17 protein-coding genes are annotated in these 18,166 nt (G+C 43.5%); 12 read left to right on the top strand and 5 right to left on the bottom strand.

The window, feature by feature from the left end:
- Nucleotides 1–29 precede the first annotated feature (29 nt).
- From kdsB to E7T07_RS04950, 4 genes are read right to left on the bottom strand one after another with little or no spacing between them, the layout of a single operon-like run.
- The gene (gene kdsB / locus E7T07_RS04965) at nt 30–815 is read right to left on the bottom strand and encodes a 3-deoxy-manno-octulosonate cytidylyltransferase (protein WP_135709802.1); all 786 of its coding nucleotides are present in this window, start codon (nt 813–815) and stop codon (nt 30–32) included.
- Nucleotide 816: 1 nt separating this feature from the next.
- Nucleotides 817–1,791 (bottom strand): tetraacyldisaccharide 4'-kinase, encoded by a 975-nt coding sequence (gene lpxK / locus E7T07_RS04960; RefSeq protein ID WP_135709801.1) that lies wholly within the window; start codon nt 1,789–1,791, stop codon nt 817–819.
- Nucleotides 1,792–1,840: 49 nt separating this feature from the next.
- Nucleotides 1,841–3,592: a lipid A ABC transporter ATP-binding protein/permease MsbA gene (msbA, locus tag E7T07_RS04955; RefSeq protein WP_135709800.1), complete on the bottom strand. Its 1,752-nt coding sequence runs from the start codon at nt 3,590–3,592 to the stop codon at nt 1,841–1,843.
- Between the two features lie 42 nt (nt 3,593–3,634).
- Nucleotides 3,635–6,004 (bottom strand): DNA internalization-related competence protein ComEC/Rec2, encoded by a 2,370-nt coding sequence (locus E7T07_RS04950; RefSeq protein ID WP_135709799.1) that lies wholly within the window; start codon nt 6,002–6,004, stop codon nt 3,635–3,637.
- A gap of 289 nt (nt 6,005–6,293) precedes the next feature.
- Between E7T07_RS04950 and dksA the strand changes: the two genes are divergently transcribed.
- The 3 genes from dksA (at nt 6,294) to folK (ending at nt 8,922) form a co-directional block, all read left to right on the top strand.
- Entirely contained in the window at nt 6,294–6,740 is a 447-nt protein-coding gene (gene dksA, locus E7T07_RS04945) for an RNA polymerase-binding protein DksA (RefSeq protein ID WP_135709798.1), read from the top strand.
- Between the two features lie 385 nt (nt 6,741–7,125).
- Nucleotides 7,126–8,430, top strand: a complete 1,305-nt coding sequence (gene pcnB / locus E7T07_RS04940; protein WP_273314258.1) for a polynucleotide adenylyltransferase PcnB — start codon at nt 7,126–7,128, stop codon at nt 8,428–8,430.
- Nucleotides 8,431–8,433: 3 nt separating this feature from the next.
- A complete protein-coding gene (gene folK / locus E7T07_RS04935) occupies nt 8,434–8,922 on the top strand; it encodes a 2-amino-4-hydroxy-6-hydroxymethyldihydropteridine diphosphokinase (RefSeq protein WP_135709796.1) in 489 nt (162 codons plus the stop codon).
- 179 nt (nt 8,923–9,101) lie between these two features.
- Here the strand turns inward: folK and metX are convergent, their stop codons facing one another.
- On the bottom strand, nt 9,102–10,184 hold the full coding sequence (gene metX, locus E7T07_RS04930) for a homoserine O-acetyltransferase MetX (protein ID WP_135709795.1): 1,083 nt from the start codon (nt 10,182–10,184) through the stop codon (nt 9,102–9,104).
- Between the two features lie 173 nt (nt 10,185–10,357).
- Here metX and E7T07_RS04925 point away from each other — a divergent pair, with 173 nt between their 5' ends.
- The 9 genes from E7T07_RS04925 (at nt 10,358) to cueR (ending at nt 18,165) form a co-directional block, all read left to right on the top strand.
- Complete coding sequence (locus E7T07_RS04925; RefSeq protein WP_425455032.1) at nt 10,358–11,059, top strand: SanA/YdcF family protein; 702 nt, start codon at nt 10,358–10,360, stop codon at nt 11,057–11,059.
- Nucleotides 11,060–11,190: 131 nt separating this feature from the next.
- Nucleotides 11,191–11,772 (top strand): electron transport complex subunit RsxA, encoded by a 582-nt coding sequence (gene rsxA, locus E7T07_RS04920; protein WP_135709888.1) that lies wholly within the window; start codon nt 11,191–11,193, stop codon nt 11,770–11,772.
- Between the two features lies 1 nt (nt 11,773).
- Nucleotides 11,774–12,352 carry an electron transport complex subunit RsxB gene (rsxB, locus tag E7T07_RS04915; RefSeq protein ID WP_167874934.1) on the top strand — a complete coding sequence of 193 codons (579 nt, stop codon included), beginning with the start codon at nt 11,774–11,776 and terminating at the stop codon, nt 12,350–12,352.
- Entirely contained in the window at nt 12,349–14,619 is a 2,271-nt protein-coding gene (gene rsxC, locus E7T07_RS04910; RefSeq protein WP_135709794.1) for an electron transport complex subunit RsxC, read from the top strand. Before rsxB ends, rsxC begins: the two co-directional genes overlap by 4 nt.
- 177 nt (nt 14,620–14,796) lie before the next feature.
- Nucleotides 14,797–15,885 (top strand): electron transport complex subunit RsxD, encoded by a 1,089-nt coding sequence (gene rsxD, locus E7T07_RS04905; protein ID WP_135709793.1) that lies wholly within the window; start codon nt 14,797–14,799, stop codon nt 15,883–15,885.
- 1 nt (nt 15,886) lies between these two features.
- Nucleotides 15,887–16,471, top strand: coding sequence for an electron transport complex subunit RsxG (gene rsxG / locus E7T07_RS04900; protein WP_135709792.1), 585 nt, complete (start codon nt 15,887–15,889; stop codon nt 16,469–16,471).
- A gap of 1 nt (nt 16,472) precedes the next feature.
- Nucleotides 16,473–17,123 (top strand): electron transport complex subunit E, encoded by a 651-nt coding sequence (locus E7T07_RS04895; protein WP_135709791.1) that lies wholly within the window; start codon nt 16,473–16,475, stop codon nt 17,121–17,123.
- The gene (gene nth / locus E7T07_RS04890; protein ID WP_135709790.1) at nt 17,120–17,755 is read left to right on the top strand and encodes an endonuclease III; all 636 of its coding nucleotides are present in this window, start codon (nt 17,120–17,122) and stop codon (nt 17,753–17,755) included. The genes E7T07_RS04895 and nth overlap by 4 nt, the downstream gene beginning before the upstream one ends.
- A complete protein-coding gene (cueR, locus tag E7T07_RS04885) occupies nt 17,755–18,165 on the top strand; it encodes a Cu(I)-responsive transcriptional regulator (RefSeq protein WP_135709789.1) in 411 nt (136 codons plus the stop codon). The genes nth and cueR overlap by 1 nt, the downstream gene beginning before the upstream one ends.
- The last annotated feature ends 1 nt before the right edge of the window (nt 18,166 follow it).

Here is an 18,166-nt window from a genome sequence, read left to right as displayed (position 1 = left end):
GTAAATAGGAATAGTTATCAAATGAAAATCTAGTTAAACTTGTTGTACAAAATCGCCCGCACTTTTTCTAAGTCTTCAGGGGTGTCTACGCCTACGGCGGGGGTTTCTTTGGCAAGTTCAACGTGAATACGTTCGCCATGCCACAACACGCGCAATTGTTCCAAACTTTCGATTTGCTCTAAGGCTGTCGGTTGCCATTGAACATATTGTTTAATAAAACCTGCGCGATAAGCATAAATGCCAATATGGCGCAAATAATGATCGCCTAATTGTAATTCTTCAATGGATTTCGTTTTCGCTGCCACGGGCGCAAATTCATCGCGGTTCCACGGAATCACCGCACGCGAAAAATACAACACATAGCCGTCTTTATCCGTTAGCACTTTCACCGCATTCGGGTTAAAGAGCTCTTCCGGCTCTTGAATTTTAACCGCCAAACTTGCCATTTTTACCTTGAATTTGGCGAGATTTTCCGCTACTTGCGCCACAATCACTGGGGGGATCAATGGCTCATCCCCTTGGATATTAACGATAATTTCATCATCTGCAATACCCAATTTTTCCACCACTTCCGCTAGGCGTTCCGTGCCTGAATTGTGTTTTTCTGAAGTCATGCAAACTTCGCCGCCAAATTTTTCTACAGCGTTTTTTACATCTTCGTTATCTGTTGCCACAACAACACGGCTTGCCCCTGATTGTTGCGCTTTTTCCCAAACATGTTGGATCATCGGTTTGCCTGCAATATCCGCCAATGGTTTCCCAGGTAAACGGCTAGACGCAAAACGAGCTGGAATAATTACAGTAAATTGTGTCATTTTATTTTCCTTTCGCAATTTGTTCGATTTTATCTAAAAGTGCGGTGGCTTTTTGCCCCGAAATATCCGCATCAACAGGCACATACCACCAATTTTGCTGCGCAAATTGACCGCACTTTACGGCGTCTTTTTCGGTCATCAACAGTGGTTCATTGTCATTAAATTGGCTCAATTGTTGTGCACTAAACTGTTGATGATCTTGGAAAGCTTGCGCCTGCGTTAATTGAATACCCAAGCCTTGCAACATATCAAAAAAGCGTTGTGGGTTGCCAATGCCCGCTAAGGCAGAAGCCTGTTTAAAATCTTTTAATAAACACTTCTTATGGCTCACTAAATTGATAGCATAATTCGGCACCAGAGTCATAACGGCATCAGTATATTGGTTTTCACCGCCATTGGTAATCACCAAATCCACGCTTGCCAATCGCGCCGCGGTTTCTCGTAACGGCCCGGCGGGCAAGACAAAACCATTGCCTAAGGCGCGTTTGGCATCCATTACCACAATTTCAATATCACGTTGCAGTTTGTAATGTTGTAAACCGTCATCACTAATAATCACATCGCAATGCTGTTGCTTTAATAACAATTCAATGGCGTCTTGGCGATTCGCCGAAATACAAACCGGCACGCCGGTTCGTTTGGCAATTAAAACCGGTTCATCGCCCCCTTGAATAGGATCGGTTTCTGCGCTCACCAATAAGGGATAAACCTTAGATTGGCTACCATAACCGCGCGAAATCACACCGCACTTTAAACCGCGCGCTTGTAATTGTTGCACCAACCACACCACAACAGGGGTTTTGCCGTTTCCGCCCACGGACAAATTGCCCACTATCACCACAGGCACCGGCGCGCGATACGACTTTAATATACCCAGTTTAAAGAGCGCATAACGAACACGGCTAATCAGCCAAAATAAGCAAGAGAATGGCAAGAGAAAATAGGCAATGATGGAATTTGAGTACCAGAATTTCATTGTTTGTCCTAAATACAAAAAATGGGCGAATGTGATTCGCCCCTATAAATTAATGACTAAATTGCATGGCGTGCAATTGTTTGTATGCGCCGTTTTGGGCTAAAAGTGCGGTGTGATTTCCGCGCTCTTTAATTTCCCCATTTTCAATCACCAAAATTTCATCGGCATTATCAATGGTCGATAAACGATGGGCGATCACCACCACAGTACGATCTTTTTGTAAGGCCTCAAGGGCTAATTGAATCGCGCGCTCTGATTCCGTGTCTAACGCGGAAGTGGCTTCATCCAAAATCAACACCGGGGAATTACGCAATAAGGCGCGCGCAATGGCTAAACGTTGGCGTTGACCGCCTGATAAACTGGCACCATTTTCCCCAATCACCGTATCCAGCCCATGTTCCATTTTTTCAATAAATTCCATGGCATAAGCGGCTTTGGCGGCTTCAATAATTTGCTCGCGGCTATATTTATCTTTCGCGGCATAAGCAATATTGTTAGCAATGGTATCGTTAAATAAATGCACCTGTTGAGAAACAATGGCACATTGTTCACGTAAATTGCTCAATTTGTAGTCTTGAATATTGACGCCATCTAACAACACTTCCCCGGATTTCACATCGTAAAAACGCGTTAACAAGCTGGCAATGGTGGATTTGCCGGAACCGGAACGCCCAACCAACGCCACTGTTTTGCCTTGTGGAATAAAAAAATTAATATTTTTTAAAGCTAACTCATCTTTGCCTTCGTAAGCAAAAGACACATTTTTAAATTCCACATCGCCTTTGGCGCGTTCAACGACTTTGGTGCCGGCATCTTTTTCGGTCTCTAAATCCAAGAAATCAAATAAGGTTTGACAAGCCGCCATCCCGCGCTGGAACTGGGAGTTGACGTTGGTCAAGGATTTTAATGGGCGCATCATCGCCATCATGGAAGAAAACACCACAGTAAAGGATCCTGCGGTTAAATCTTCAATTTCAAGCCCTTCGATAGTCGCAATATACAACACCGCCGAAAGGGCAAAAGAAGCGATTAATTGCACTAAACCATCTGCCACACCGTCCGCTTTCACTATTTTCAACCCTTTGCGGCGCATATCATCGCTTACGTGATCAAATCGTTGGCTTTCCACTTCATAACCGCCATAAGACAAAATCACTTTATGCCCTTTGATCATCTGTTCGGTCGATGTAGTTAACTCGCCCATGGCACTTTGAATATTACGGCTTAACTCGCGGAAACGTTTAGACACGACACCAATTAAACCACCAATAATCGGGGCAAGTGCAAATAGTACCAGCGATAATTGCCAACTGGTGTAAATCATCACCGTAAACAGAGACACCAAATACACGCCTTCACGCACAATGGTAACCAACGCGCTGGATGATGAATTTGCCACCATTTCTGTATCGTAAGTCACCCGAGAAAGTAAACGCCCTGCAGGGTTTTGATCAAAATAAGTCACCGGCATCACCATCATATGACGGAACAAACGGCGGCGAATGGTCATCACTACATTGCTTGACACCCAAGATAAGGCATAGGCAGAAAAATAGTTCGTAATACCACGAAAGAAAATAAACACAACGACCAATAACGCCATTAATTTCAAAAAGCTATGATCTGCGTTACCAAAGCCGTCATCCAGCAACGGTTTAAGCAAATAAATTAGCCCTGAATCAATCAAGGCGTTTAAGATCAACATAATCGCCCCGCCAATCAACGCCCATTTATAAGGCTTAATGGTCGGCCACAAGCGTTTAAAGGTTTTAATGGTGGAAATATCTTTTTCTTTGGTCATAATGCATATCTAAGTTCATAAAAATTGCGCGCATTGTACCTGTTATTTCGATCTTTCGCCAATAAATCCACGATACCAAGGGGAAAAATCCGATCTCGCACTCTGCAATCTCATGGCGTTTTTATCAAATTCCACGGAAATTTGCCCTAAAACCGCAGTATTTTTCACCGCACTTCCCACCGACTCTAACCTTGCCACTACATCTTTATTCGGAAAATGCCAAGGGTTCCAACGCCCACTGGAAATCAACGCGATTTTTGGTTGAATGTGTTGCACAAAAGCCGCGCCGGTTGAGGTTTTGCTGCCGTGATGCCCCACTTGCAAAACATCAATTTGGGGTAATGCAGCTAAAATTCGCTGTTCCGTTGCGCTATCGGCATCGCCTGTTAATAGCACCTTGAATCGCCCATCCGTCACTAAAACAACGCAAGAATGGGGATTGTCCGCGCGCGCTACGTTTTCTGTGGGTGATAACACGTCAAAGGCTAATCCTTGCCAACGCCATTGTAGCCCTGCAAGGCATAAAGTGCGGTCTGTTTTGCCATAATTTTGCGCGGAAGCATTCAACAAATATGCCTGAGGATAAGCCGCTAAAATATCCTTTGCACCGCCGGAATGATCATTATCGTCATGGCTTAAAATCACCCCATCCAACTCAAGACCTTGTCGTTGTAAATAAGGCAAAATTTCCGTTTTCGCCATGGAACCGCCCGCCCAGCTTGCCCCTGTGTCATATAACCAAGCATGATGATTTTTCACAATCAAGGTAGCAAGTCCTTGCCCGATATCTAAGGTTTCTACACGCCAATGGGGTTCTGTGATTTTTTGAACCCCAACCGTCATCAAACAAAAAAAGGCAAGCCATCCCCCTAAAACGCTAATACGTTGTCGCCATAAACTTGGAAAAGAATGAACAACTTCGCTATTTATGATACTGCCCTTATTTTTAGTGTTTTGGGGAACATAAATCTTATTCATCAACCGGATAAACAGCAACGCCAATATTGCCGTGACAATCAGGCTGGTTTGCAAACTGATGGTTTGCCAACCGTCTTCAAACCATGCCACAACCCTTGTGATCTGTTCTGCAAGAAAATGGCTGAGCTGCCAAGAATACAATATGCCCCCTGTCAACGCGGCAAATAAGGTGACGGGCACCAAGAAGAAACTATAAAACGGCACGGCAATTAAATTGGCGACAAATCCATTGAAAGAGAAGCCCGCAAAAATCATGAGTTGAATCGGCGTAAACAACCAAAATAAGCCCAATTGCAAATGAATTAAACCTAAAATCCACCGCACTTTTGACGGCAAGGGTTTGCCTTTCCATAAAATTAACCTTAAGGGAAAGACTTGGTACCATAAAATTAAACTCGCCACCGCCCCCACGGACAACCAAAAACCGGCGGACAAAATCATCATAGGATCGCACAGCAACAAGAGCGCGATAACACGTAGAAAAAGTTGCCACGGTGTATAATAACGCCGCCCGATTTTTACCAGCAAAACCAATAATAACGCCAATGCCGCGCGGAAAGTTGGAATCGCAAATCCGGCTAATTCCGCGTAAATAATGGCTAAAACCACACCGGTTATCAGGGGGAAAATAGGGCTGATATTGTGGGTGGGGAATAGCAATTGAACGCCACGCGCTATGCCAAAACCCAATAACATGGCTAAACCAATATGCAATCCTGAAATGGCAATTAAATGAGCGGTATTGGTTTGCTGATAATGCTGCCAAGTTTCAGGCAAAAGCCACGCGCGCTCGCCAAATCCCAAGGCGAGTAATAAGCCTTGCTGTGGCAGGTTTTGCGTATCTGTTAACGCTTGATTTAAGCGTTTTTCGCGCCAAGAAAAATCATCCCGAATTTTCACCGCGCTTTTTGTAGTCGCTGTTGCCGTAATGCCTTTGGAAAAATACCATTGTTGTCGATCAAAGCCGCCTTGATTTAAGCGGGATGAAAGCGGTCGCATGCGTAGCTCTGCCGACCAAATTTCCCCAAGTTTTGGTTTTTCTTGTAACCGCCATTGAAGATAAATTCGCTGCCCTTTTTCATTGGAAACGATCAAGGTTTGGTAATCTTGCTGATGTAAAATTTCATCAATGCGAATTTCAGTGCGGATAGTTTCAACCTTAACGTCCTTCGCTGTGCGATATAAATTGAAGGCTTGAGATTGAAAATAGGTAAAAAACCCTATGCCTATGGCGAAATAAAAAAGCGATTGTCTTAGGTTTTTTGGGGGGGTTAAGTGTTTTGTTTGCTTACCCCATAAAAATGCAAGACTCAGGATCGCCACCATCACCCCGCAACCAATTTGCCAAGGAAAAAACAAAAAAGCCGGCATCCATAGCAACATCAATGCCATGGTAATGATCATAAAAGCCAATTTATCTAAATTTAATTGCATGTTAACCGCGCATGTTTTTTCTCTTTACTGTGATCAATTTCATTGCTTAAAGCAAAATCTTTCGTCAAAAATTGGAAGCTAGATCACAAAACGATATTTTTCTCGTTATTTTTTTGTCAAAAAAAGTAAATTCATTTGCTTAATTGGGGAAGTTCTGCTATTTATATGCGCTTTAAAAAGTACGAGTAGATTTTACGCTTTACTTTATAGTCTATTTCTTTGTGGGCAGTACGTAATTTTTATTCCTTGCTGTTCGACAGGACGTATTTGTTGATTGGAGAAAAACAACATGACAGCAACAAACAAATCATCTCTTAGCCTTTTAGCATTAGCTGGCGTAGAACCATACCAAGAAAAAGTTGGCGAAGAATACATGAATGAGAAGCAAGTGCTTCACTTCAAAAAAATTCTTGAAGCTTGGCGTGATCAAATTATTGAAGAAACTTCACGTACCGTTACACATATGCAAGATGAAGCGGCAAACTTCCCTGATCCTGCTGACCGTGCAACACAAGAAGAAGAATTTAGCCTCGAGTTACGTGCGCGTGATCGTGAACGTAAATTAATGAAAAAAATTGAAAGCACCCTTAAAAAGTTAGAAACGGAAGATTTCGGCTATTGCGAATCTTGTGGTGTTGAAATTGGTATTCGCCGCTTAGAAGCGCGTCCGACTGCGGATTTATGTATCGATTGCAAAACCCTAGCTGAAGTTCGTGAAAAACAAATGGGTTTTTAATCACTTTAAGGAAATTTAGTGGCATGAATATGCCTACTCAGATTGCTGACAAAGTTTTATTTAATATTTTAATATGAAATGACTGTAGGGGCGAAACATCTTTCGCCCGGATTTATCATGATTATTTTTGGGCGAAAAATATTTCGCCCCTACAACATTATTTAGGTTTGTCAGTACTCTGAGTGGGCATTGTGAATATGCCCACTCTTTTTTATTTTGGAGAACCGTTATTTTAACTTACATCAAAAATTTGCTTGTACGAAAAGGGCAAAAAAAACAAGAACAAAATGAACCGCACTTTGCGTCCGCCAAAGCGACCCATTCTGCTCGTTCAACCGCAAAAAGCCTAAAATCAGAAAAACAAGCGGCGCATTACAACAAACACATCATTAAGGCAACCCAAGTAGGGATTAACCCACGTATGATTAGCAAAAATGCCTTAGCGGTGGTGGAAAAACTCAACCGTCACGGCTACGAAGCTTATGTGGTGGGCGGTTGTTTGCGTGATTTATTGTTAGGCAAAAATCCGAAAGATTTTGACGTAGCAACCAATGCTCGACCGGAACAAATTCAGGCAGTGTTCCAACGTCAATGCCGTTTAGTAGGACGCCGTTTCCGTTTAGCCCATGTGATGTTTGGGCGCGATATTATTGAAGTCGCCACCTTCCGCGCTAATCATACCGAGAGCAAAAACGACAATCACGCTCGTCAAAATGAAGATGGTATGTTATTACGCGATAACGTTTACGGCACCTTGGAACAAGATGCCGAACGCCGTGATTTTACCGTCAATGCCCTTTATTACAGCCCAAAAGATAACGTTATTCACGATTATTTTAACGGTATTGAAGATCTCAAGGCGGGGAAATTGCGCCTGATTGGCGATCCTGTGACGCGCTATCAAGAAGATCCTGTGCGTATGCTTCGCTCTATTCGTTTTATGGCGAAACTGGATATGTTCTTGGAAAAACCTAGCGAAAAGCCGATTCGCGAATTAGCGCATTTGCTAAAAAATATTCCGCCTGCCCGTTTATTTGATGAAAGTCTCAAATTATTACAGGCCGGATTTGGGGTAAAAACCTATCAGTTACTGCGTGAATATGGCTTGTTTGAGCAACTTTTTCCTGCGCTCATGCCGTTTTTCACGGAAAAAGGTGATAGCCTTGCAGAACGCATGATTTTAAAAGCACTGACATCAACGGATGAACGGGTTGCCGATAAATTGCGTATTAACCCGGCTTTCTTATTCGCGGCGTTCTTTTGGTATCCACTGCGTGAAAAAGTGGAAATACTCAAAAATGAAGGCGGTTTAAATAATCACGATGCTTATGCGTTGGCAAGCAACGAGATTTTAGACCAATTTTGCACCGCACTTGCTGCGCCACGCCGCCATACGGCTGTGATTCGGGATATTTGGTTTTTACAGTTGCAATTAATGAAACGTGCGGGCAAACAACCTGAACGCACTATGGCGCATTTAAAATTCCGCGCCGCTTATGATTTGTTGGCAATGCGTGCTGAAGTGGAAGGGGGCGAAGCGATTGAATTAGCCACTTGGTGGCATGAATATCAATTCAGCAATATTGAGCAACGTGATGCCTTGGTGCAAGAGCAAAATAAAAAAGCGCCTAAACCGAAAAAACGTTATTACCGCACCCGTAAAAAACGTAAACCCAAAGCAATGGATTAATTTATGACAACGGCTTATATCGCTCTGGGGAGTAACTTAAATGAACCCGTGGCACAACTTGATGCCGCGGTTTTGGCTATTTCACAGTTAGCTCAAACTCAATGCATTCAGGTAAGTCCCTATTACGGCAGCAAGCCTATGGGCCCGCAAGATCAACCTGATTATGTCAATGCGGTCTTAAGTATTGAAACGCAGCTTGAGCCATTGACTTTACTGGATGAATTGCAACGGATTGAAAACGAACAGGGGCGCGTGAGATTACGCCGTTGGGGTGAGCGGACATTAGATTTAGATATTTTGTTGTATGGCAAGATTGAAATGCAAACGGAGCGTTTAACGCTCCCTCATTATGATATGCAACATCGTGAGTTTGTGATTGTGCCTTTGTTTGATATTGCGCCAGAATTGGTTTTGCCCAATGGAAGTGCGGTGAAAAATTTGCGAGAAAATTTCAATTCTCACAATATGGTATTGGTCAAACCAGCTAAATAATTTGCCTTGAATATAAACAAATTCGGGTTATAATAACGCCACTTATGCAACTCCCTAATGCATAAGTACTCATATTAATGAAAATGCGGCTTCCCCTAGGCTGCATTTTTTATTGAATTTATAGGGCGGACTCCACGAACAGGCTCCAATTCCACAATTTAACTCCACTATTCAATTCTTCAATTCTGCTCTTCAATCCCACTCCGGATTTTCCCTTCAAAGGCATCATAATCCACCAAAAAGGCATCATGTCCATAGTCTGAAGCAAATTCGTAATATTGCAAGTTAACCCCAGCCTGCTCCAATGCGGCTTTGCTTTTATGCAAATCTACCATTTTAAAGAGCTGATCATTGGTCACTGCCACCAAAGTATAACGTGCTTTAATGCGAGATAATGCCGCTTTCATATTTTCAAAGCCCACGGCAGGATCATAAAGATCTAAGGCGCGCAATAAATGCAAATAACTGTTGGCATCAAAGCGATCCAAAAATTTTTTACCTTGATAGCTAAGATAACTTTCCACTTGAAAATAATCGCCCCAAAATTGGCTTTCCGCTTTCGTTGCACGTCCAAAAGCTTTGGCAAGTTGAATATCTGTGCGATAAGTTAACATCCCCAACATTCGCGCAATCGCCAGCCCTTTTGCCGGCGGTTCGCCATCATAATAATCCCCACCATTAAAATTCGGATCATTAATAATCGCCTGACGCATAACGTGATTAAAGCCGATAGCTTCTGCGCTAAAGGTTAAAGATGAACATAAATTGACCACATTATCTAAAAAATCAGGATAATAAATCGCCCATTGAGTGGCTTGCATACCGCCAAAAGATCCACCAATAACCGCATGAAGATGAGAAATGCCCAAATAATCAATCAGTGCTTTTTGCACCCGAACAATATCTTGTACCACAATATGCGGAAATTGACTGCCAAAGGGTTTGCCTGTTCGGGGATTCATGGATGCCGGCCCAGTTGTGCCTTTACAACCCCCTAGCACGTTGGAACAAATAAAGAAATATTTTGAGGTATCAAAGGCAAGCCCTGCGCCCATAAATTGTTGCCACCAGCCATCCTGTTGACCTTCGGCAAAATAAGGCTCGGCATCCCCTGTTAAGGCATGGCAAAGTAAAATGGCATTGCTTTTATCCGCATTTAATGTGCCATAGGTTTGATAAGCCACTTCTATATTTTCAAGTTGCTCACCAAAAATCAAATGCAACGGCTGCTCGGTAAAAAGCGTGACTTTCTGTACTGCCATGAAACTATCCGAAGTAAATTAAAAAATAAATGATAAACTACCTATGTCATGCGATCTTGTCAAGAAAATTTAGACGTCTAAACGGCTAAAATCATATCGACCCAAATTTAAACTTGAATTTCACCGCACTTTTCTTTAAGGTTAGGGCATTGAAAATGAAGATGTATTCGTAAATGCCATTATCCATTATTCCAATTCTGACTAAAGTGCGGTCGTTTTTCAGGTCATTTCCTGTAAAACGCCTTTTTCTATGGGGAATGGGATCGTTCATTATTTTGGGGACAATAATTACGGCGATTGATCGCGGTATTGCCTATTATATGAAGAATGAGATTTATACAGACATCAACCAAATTCCCTACCGACCTTATGGCTTAATTTTGGGGACGGCAAAATATGTGTCAAAAGGCGTGCCTAATCAATTCTATGAACAACGTATCAAAGCCGCACAGGCGTTATTTTCCGCTGAAAAATTAGATTATTTATTGCTCAGTGGCGATAATCGCACCTTGCAATACAATGAGCCCAAAACCATGAAGCGCGATTTACGGAAAATGGGAATTAGTGAACAATTTTTATTTTCCGATTACGCAGGCTTTCGCACCTTAGATAGCATTATCCGCGCCAAAGAAGTGTTTCAGGCAGAACCGATGACCATTGTGACCCAGCGTTTTCACTGCGAACGCGCCTTATTTATTGCCAAATATTATCATATCAACGCCATTTGTTTTGCCGCAGATACGCCTTATCCTTTTTCAATGACACGCGTTCGCGAAGCCTTGGCGCGTGTGTTGATGTTGTGGGAATTATTTATCGAAAAACAACCGCACTTTTTAGGCAATCCGGAACCGCTTCCACCGCCGATTACGCCGTAAACACTGTTGGTATTGAAAAAACAGCACCTACCACACCTATTCACCCCATCAAAAATTTTTTATTGTTATCATACCCCAAAACTAGGATAATACGCGTTTATCTTTATCTCGCGATTTTCGGTTTATTGGCTATTATGGAATATATTTTACTTATCATTTCCACCGCACTGATCAACAACTTTGTGTTGGTGAAATTTTTAGGGCTTTGTCCGTTTATGGGGGTATCTAAAAAAGTGGATACCGCCATTGGAATGGGATTGGCGACTATGTTTGTGTTAACGGTAGCATCCCTTTGTGCCTACCTTGTTGACGCTTATTTATTAAAGCCGCTCAATGCAGAATTTTTGCGCACGTTGGTCTTTATTCTGGTCATTGCCGTTGTGGTGCAATTTACCGAAATGGTGATCAATAAAACCAGCCCAACCCTTTATCGTTTACTGGGGATTTTCTTACCCTTAATTACCACCAACTGCGCGGTGTTAGGGGTGGCTTTGCTTAATATCAATCTTGCCCATAATTTAGTGCAATCTGTGATTTATGGTTTTGGCGCGTCCCTAGGTTTTGCTTTGGTTCTAGTGTTATTTGCTTCTCTGCGCGAACGTCTGGCGGGAGCGGATATTCCGTTGCCTTTCCGCGGTGCTTCTATCGCGCTCATTACCGCAGGCTTAATGTCCCTTGCCTTTATGGGATTTGCCGGATTAGTGAGAGCTTAAGATGATGATTTATACCTTGCTTTTATCTATCGCCGTCCTTGCCTTGATTTTTGGGGCAATTTTAGGCTTTGCGTCCATTAAACTTAAAGTGGAAGCGGATCCCTTGGCAGAAAAAATTGATGCCATTTTGCCGCAAAGTCAATGCGGGCAATGTGGCTATCCCGGTTGTAAACCCTACGCTGAAGCCATTGTTAATGGTGATGAGATCACGAAATGTATTCCTGGCGGGCAACCCACGGTCGTCAAAATTGCGGAAATTTTAGGTGTGGATGTGCCTGCTATGGATGGCGTTGAAGCCCCTGAAATGAAAGTGGCGTTTATTGATGAAAATATGTGTATTGGTTGCACAAAATGTATTCAAGCCTGCCCTGTGGATGCCATTATTGGCACAAATAAAGCCATGCACACGGTGATTCCCGACCTTTGTACCGGTTGCGAACTCTGTGTCGCACCTTGCCCAACGGATTGTATTTCCATGAAAAAAGTGGAGCAACATTTAGATAACTGGGACTGGAAAATGGCGAGTCAGATCATTCCTGTGAAAACAATTGAAACCGTGGCGGAAGGAGAAAAAGAATGACCGATGTAATTAGCCGCTACAATTCAGGTAAGCTTTGGGATTTTGCAGGGGGAATTCATCCGCCTGAAATGAAATCCCAATCTAATCAAACGCCTATTACGCACGCGCCTTTAGCAACGCATTTTTATGTACCGGTGAAACAACATGCCGGAAGTGCGGGCAATATTTTGGTCAACGTGGGCGATACGGTACTCAAAGGGCAAGCTTTAACCCAAGGGGATGGCTTACGCGCCTTGCCTGTTCACGCACCAACTTCCGGCAAAATCGTAGCCATTGCGCCCCATATCGCCGCTCACCCATCAGGTTTATCTGAACTCTCGATTCATATTGAAGCGGACGGATTGGATCAATGGCGCGAGCAATGTCCAGTAGATGACTTTTTGCAATTATCCCCTGAACAACTTATTCAAAAAATTTATGGCGCAGGGATTGCAGGGTTAGGTGGCGCGGTATTTCCAACGGCAGCCAAAGTGGATGCGGCACAAAATAAAGTGAAGTTATTGATTATTAATGGCGCGGAATGTGAACCCTATATTACTTGTGACGACAGATTAATGCGCGATTATGCCGAGGAAATTATCGAAGGCTGTCGTATTTTACGTTATATCTTGCGCCCTGAAAAAATGGTTATCGCCATTGAAGACAATAAACCCGAAGCCATCCAAGCATTAAAACATGCGTTGCATGGCGCCAATGACATTGATATTCGCGTGATTCCAACCAAATATCCTTCGGGTGCGGCAAAACAATTAATTCAAATTCTAACGGGAATGGAAGTGCCTAGCGGTCAGCGTTCATCCAGTATCGGCGTATTAATGCAAAATGTCGGCACGGTTTTTGCCATTAAACGCGCAGTGATTAATGATGAGCCGTTAATTGAACGCGTAGTGACCTTAACGGGTGACAAAATTCCAAACAAAGGCAATCAATGGGTGCGTTTTGGAACACCAATCCACTTTTTATTGGAAAAGGCGGGTTATCAAGCGGATACGCGCTTCCCTGTTTTCGTGGGCGGGCCAATGATGGGGTTAATGGTGCCTGACCTAACGGCACCGGTAACCAAAACCGCCAACTGTTTGCTGGCACCTGATCATTTTGAATATGACCCACTGGCAACAGAGCAATCTTGTATCCGCTGTTCCGCCTGTTCGGACGCTTGCCCTGTGCATTTAATGCCGCAGCAAATGTACTGGTATTCCCGCGCGGAAGACCACGACAACGCGAAAAAGCAAAATATTATGGATTGTATTGAATGTGGTTTATGTGCTTACGTTTGCCCAAGTCATATCCCATTAATTCAGTATTTCCGTCAAGAAAAAGCCAAAATTTGGGACATTGCGGATAAAGCGAAAAAATCGGAAGAAGCCAAAGTTCGTTTTGAAGCCCGTCAGGCCCGCCTTGAGCAAGAAGCCAAAGCACGCCAAGCGCGTAGCCAACGCGCGGCTGCTGCGCGCCGCGAAGAAGTTGCCGCAAATCAAGGGGAAGACCCGGTAAAAGCCGCCCTTGAACGCTTAAAAGCCAAAAAAGCAGGCGAAGCTACAACCATCAATGCGGATGCCAAAATCAAAACCATTATCGGCAAAAATGGGGAAACCTTGCCTGATAACGCAGATTTAATGGCACAACGCAAAGCCCGCCGTCTTGCGCGTCAACAAGAATTAGACCAGTCAAAGGTAACAAATGGCGCGTGCGGTTCAATTCCTGAAACGGAAAAAAACGCAGAAAATTCAACCGCACTTGATCCGAAAAAAGCTGCGGTAGCGGCTGCCCTTGCACGTGCCAAAGCAAAAAAAGCCGCGCAACAGCAAAATACAGAAACCACACCGCAATCAACACAAAGCGCGGTAGAAAATACGACTGTTTCTACATCTGAAACACCAGCAGAAACGGATCCGAAAAAAGCCGCTGTTGCCGCAGCCATTGCGCGAGCAAAAGCGAAAAAAGCGCAACAACAAAATACAGAAAGCGCACCGCAATCACCGCAAAGTGTGGTTGAAAATACGACTGTTTCTACATCTGAAACGCCAGCAGAAACGGATCCGAAAAAAGCCGCTGTTGCCGCTGCGATTGCCCGAGCAAAAGCGAAAAAAGCAGCGCAACAACAAAATACAGAAACCACACCGCAATCATCGCAAAGTGCGGTTGAAAATACGACTGTTTCTGAACCTGAAACTGCGCAAGAAACGGATCCGAAAAAAGCCGCTGTTGCCGCAGCCATTGCGCGTGCGAAAGCGAAAAAAGCGGCGCAACAGACTAAGACTTATTGATGTTTTGTGCTTATAAAAGAGAGGCTTTGCCACTCTAATTCTCAGCCCCAAAGGGGCTGATTTATGCGTAACCCGGTATGGCTCTGCCATGCCAGGATATTAAATAAACACCTATTGATGATTTTGCACTCTCAAAACATCAACAAGTCCTAATAAAGAAAAGGAAAATAAACACGAATGTTTAAACTAACCAGTTCCCCCCATATTCATTCCGGTAAGCTCACGGCGCGCATTATGCTGTGGGTGATTTTTGCTATGTTGCCCGCCTTGGTGACACAGATTTATTTCTTTGGTTTTGGGGTACTTATTCAATCTTTTTTAGCCATTGCCGCCGCGGTATTTTTAGAATTTATCGTCACAAAATTGCGCAAAAAAAAGGCGCTTTTTTACATTAGCGATTTTAGTGTGATTTTAACCGCACTTATTTTGGCGACGGCCATTCCGCCTTACGCCCCTTACTGGCTTGTTTTAATTGGCATTTTTGCTGCCGTGATATTCGGTAAACAGGTTTATGGCGGATTAGGGCAAAACCTGTTTAATCCTGCCATGGTCGGTTATGTAGTGTTGCTAATTTCATTTCCGGTGCAAATGACAAATTGGATGCCTCCGATTGCGTTATTAAACGAACCGCCGACTTTGTCAGACAGCTTTAGCCTGATTTTTTCAGGTATCACCAGTGATGGTTTTAGCTTATCGCAACTCACTTCATCTATTGATGCGGTCAGTTCTGCGACACCATTGGACAGCGTTAAAACAGGGATCAAAGCAGGCGCGGCGTCTCTAAGTGAAATCAGCCGTTCACCTATTTTTGCCGACATTCTTCCCCTTGGGGCGAGAGAAAGTTTAGAGGGCATTGGCTGGACACAGGTCAATATCGCCTTTCTCGTGGGGGGGATTTTCTTGATTTGGAAGAAAATTATTCATTGGCAAATTCCGGTGGCATTTTTGACCGCGCTTTTTGCGATGAGTGCCTTTAACTATTTTTACTCGCCATTTGGCACTAACCCGTTCTTCCAACTGGTAAGCGGTGCGGCAATGTTCGGGGCATTTTTTATTGCCACGGATCCTGTTTCAGCGCCGGTTACACCGCGTGGGAAATGGATTTTTGGATTGCTGGTAGGCGTACTCGTGGGCATTATTCGCTTTTACGGCAACTACCCTGATGGCGTAGCGTTCGCGGTATTATTAGCCAATATTTGTGTGCCGCTGATTGATCAATACACACGTCCAAGAGTGACAGGTTACGGTTTAAAAGGGGGGCATTAAGATGAATATGGGAAAAATTTCCGCCAAATACGGTGCGTTGCTTGCCTTAGTTGCCTTACTTTGTACCGCGATTTCTAGTGGCATTTATTTCTTAACCAAAGGCAAAATTGATGAAGCCATTGCTAAGCAACAGCAGGAATTATTGGCGCAAGTATTGCCGTCAAACTATTACGATAATGACATTATGGCAAACTGCGAAGTTTCGCCGTCTCGTGAAATTGATAAAATTTGTACCGCACTTTTGCAAGGCAACATTAATGCTTACGTGGTGGAAGCGACTGCACCTGACGGCTATTCCGGCAATATTCGTTTATTGTTTGGAATGACCACCGGCGGGGAAATTTTAGGCGTTCGGGTATTGGAACATAAAGAAACCCCAGGGTTGGGCGATAAAATCGAAACCCGAATTTCCCATTGGATCTTAAGTTTTAATCACAAAAAAATTTCCCAAGACAATCTGCAAGATTGGGCAGTGAAAAAAGATGGCGGTAAATTTGATCAATTTGCCGGAGCAACCATTACGCCACGCGCCATTGTGAATCAAGTAAAACGTTCCGCATTAGAAATTTTAAATACACAAAAATAATATGACAGAAAAACAACCTTCAATTTGGCGAGAATTACTCAGCCAAGGGTTATGGCGCAATAACCCGGCTATCGTACAATTACTCGGGCTTTGTCCGTTATTGGCGGTGTCCAATACTGCCACCAACGCGCTCGGTTTAGGTTTGGCGACTTTGTTGGTGTTGGTTTGTACCAATACCATGATTTCCCTTTTCCGCCGGCAAATTCCCCATGAAATCCGCATTCCTATTTACGTGATGATTATTGCCACTACGGTAACCGCGGTGCAATTATTGATGAATGCTTATACTTACAGCCTTTATCAATCCCTTGGGATTTTTATTCCGCTGATTGTGACCAACTGTATCGTGATTGGGCGAGCTGAAGCCTTTGCGTCTAAAAATAGCGTTATGCACGCGGCATTTGATGGTTTCGCCATGGGGTTGGGCATGACCTTAAGTTTATTCGTCTTAGGGGCGTTGCGTGAAATTATCGGCAACGGCACGTTGTTTGACGGAATTCATTTATTACTCGGCGATTGGGCAAAATCACTCCGTATTGAATTTTTCCATAATGACAGTAATTTGTTGCTTGCTATTTTACCGCCTGGCGCATTTATTGGCTTGGGCATTATTTTAGCCGCTAAAAATATCCGGGAATCGCGTAAATCATGAACCAACAAAAACGCATTGAAATTCTGACACGTTTGCGTGACAACAATCCCCACCCGACTACGGAATTGAATTTTAGTTCGCCCTTTGAATTATTAATTGCGGTGATTTTATCGGCACAGGCAACCGACAAAGGGGTGAATAAAGCCACGGATAAATTATTCCCTGTTGCCAATACCCCCGAAGCTATTTATGCCTTGGGTGTGGACGGTTTGAAAGAATATATTAAAACCATTGGCTTATTTAACAGCAAAGCGGAAAATATTATTAAAACCTGTAAGGATCTGATTGAAAAACATAACAGCCAAGTGCCGGAAGATCGCGCGGCGTTAGAAGCCTTGGCCGGCGTGGGGCGCAAAACGGCTAATGTCGTGTTAAATACGGCCTTCGGACACCCGACCATTGCCGTGGACACCCATATTTTCCGTGTCGCCAATCGTACCGGATTTGCGGTCGGTAAAAATGTGGTGGAAGTGGAAAATAAATTGCTTAAAGTGGTTCCTGCGGAATTTAAAGTGGACGTACATCATTGGTTAATTTTGCACGGTCGCTATACTTGTATTGCCCGAAAACCACGCTGCGGTTCTTGTATTATTGAAGATTTGTGTGAATTCAAAGAAAAAACGGATGTGTAATGAACATTAATGAAGTAGCAAAACGCACAGATTTAACGCCCAAAGCCATTCGTTTTTACGAAGAAAAGGGGCTCATTACCCCGCCTGCGCGCGCGGCTAATGGCTATCGAACCTACAATCAAACCCACATCGAAGAACTCAACTTGTTACATCAAGCCCGCCAAGTGGGATTTTCTTTGTCTGAATGTAAGGATTTATTAGAGCTTTATAAAAACCCCCACCGCCGCAGTGCCGATGTAAAATCCCGAACATTGGTTCGCATCGCTGAAATTGACAACCAAATCAAGCAATTACAATCTATGCGCACATTACTCACCGATCTAGCCAACCAATGCCCTGGGGATGATAGCGAACATTGCCCGATTATTGAGGGGTTGAGTGGGAAATGTTGTGGTGATTCTTTGTTTTAGT

It is taken from the genome of Actinobacillus porcinus (assembly GCF_901764995.1).
GTDB lineage: Bacteria > Pseudomonadota > Gammaproteobacteria > Enterobacterales > Pasteurellaceae > Exercitatus > Exercitatus porcinus.
This window is presented reverse-complemented; position numbering and strand designations above follow the sequence as displayed.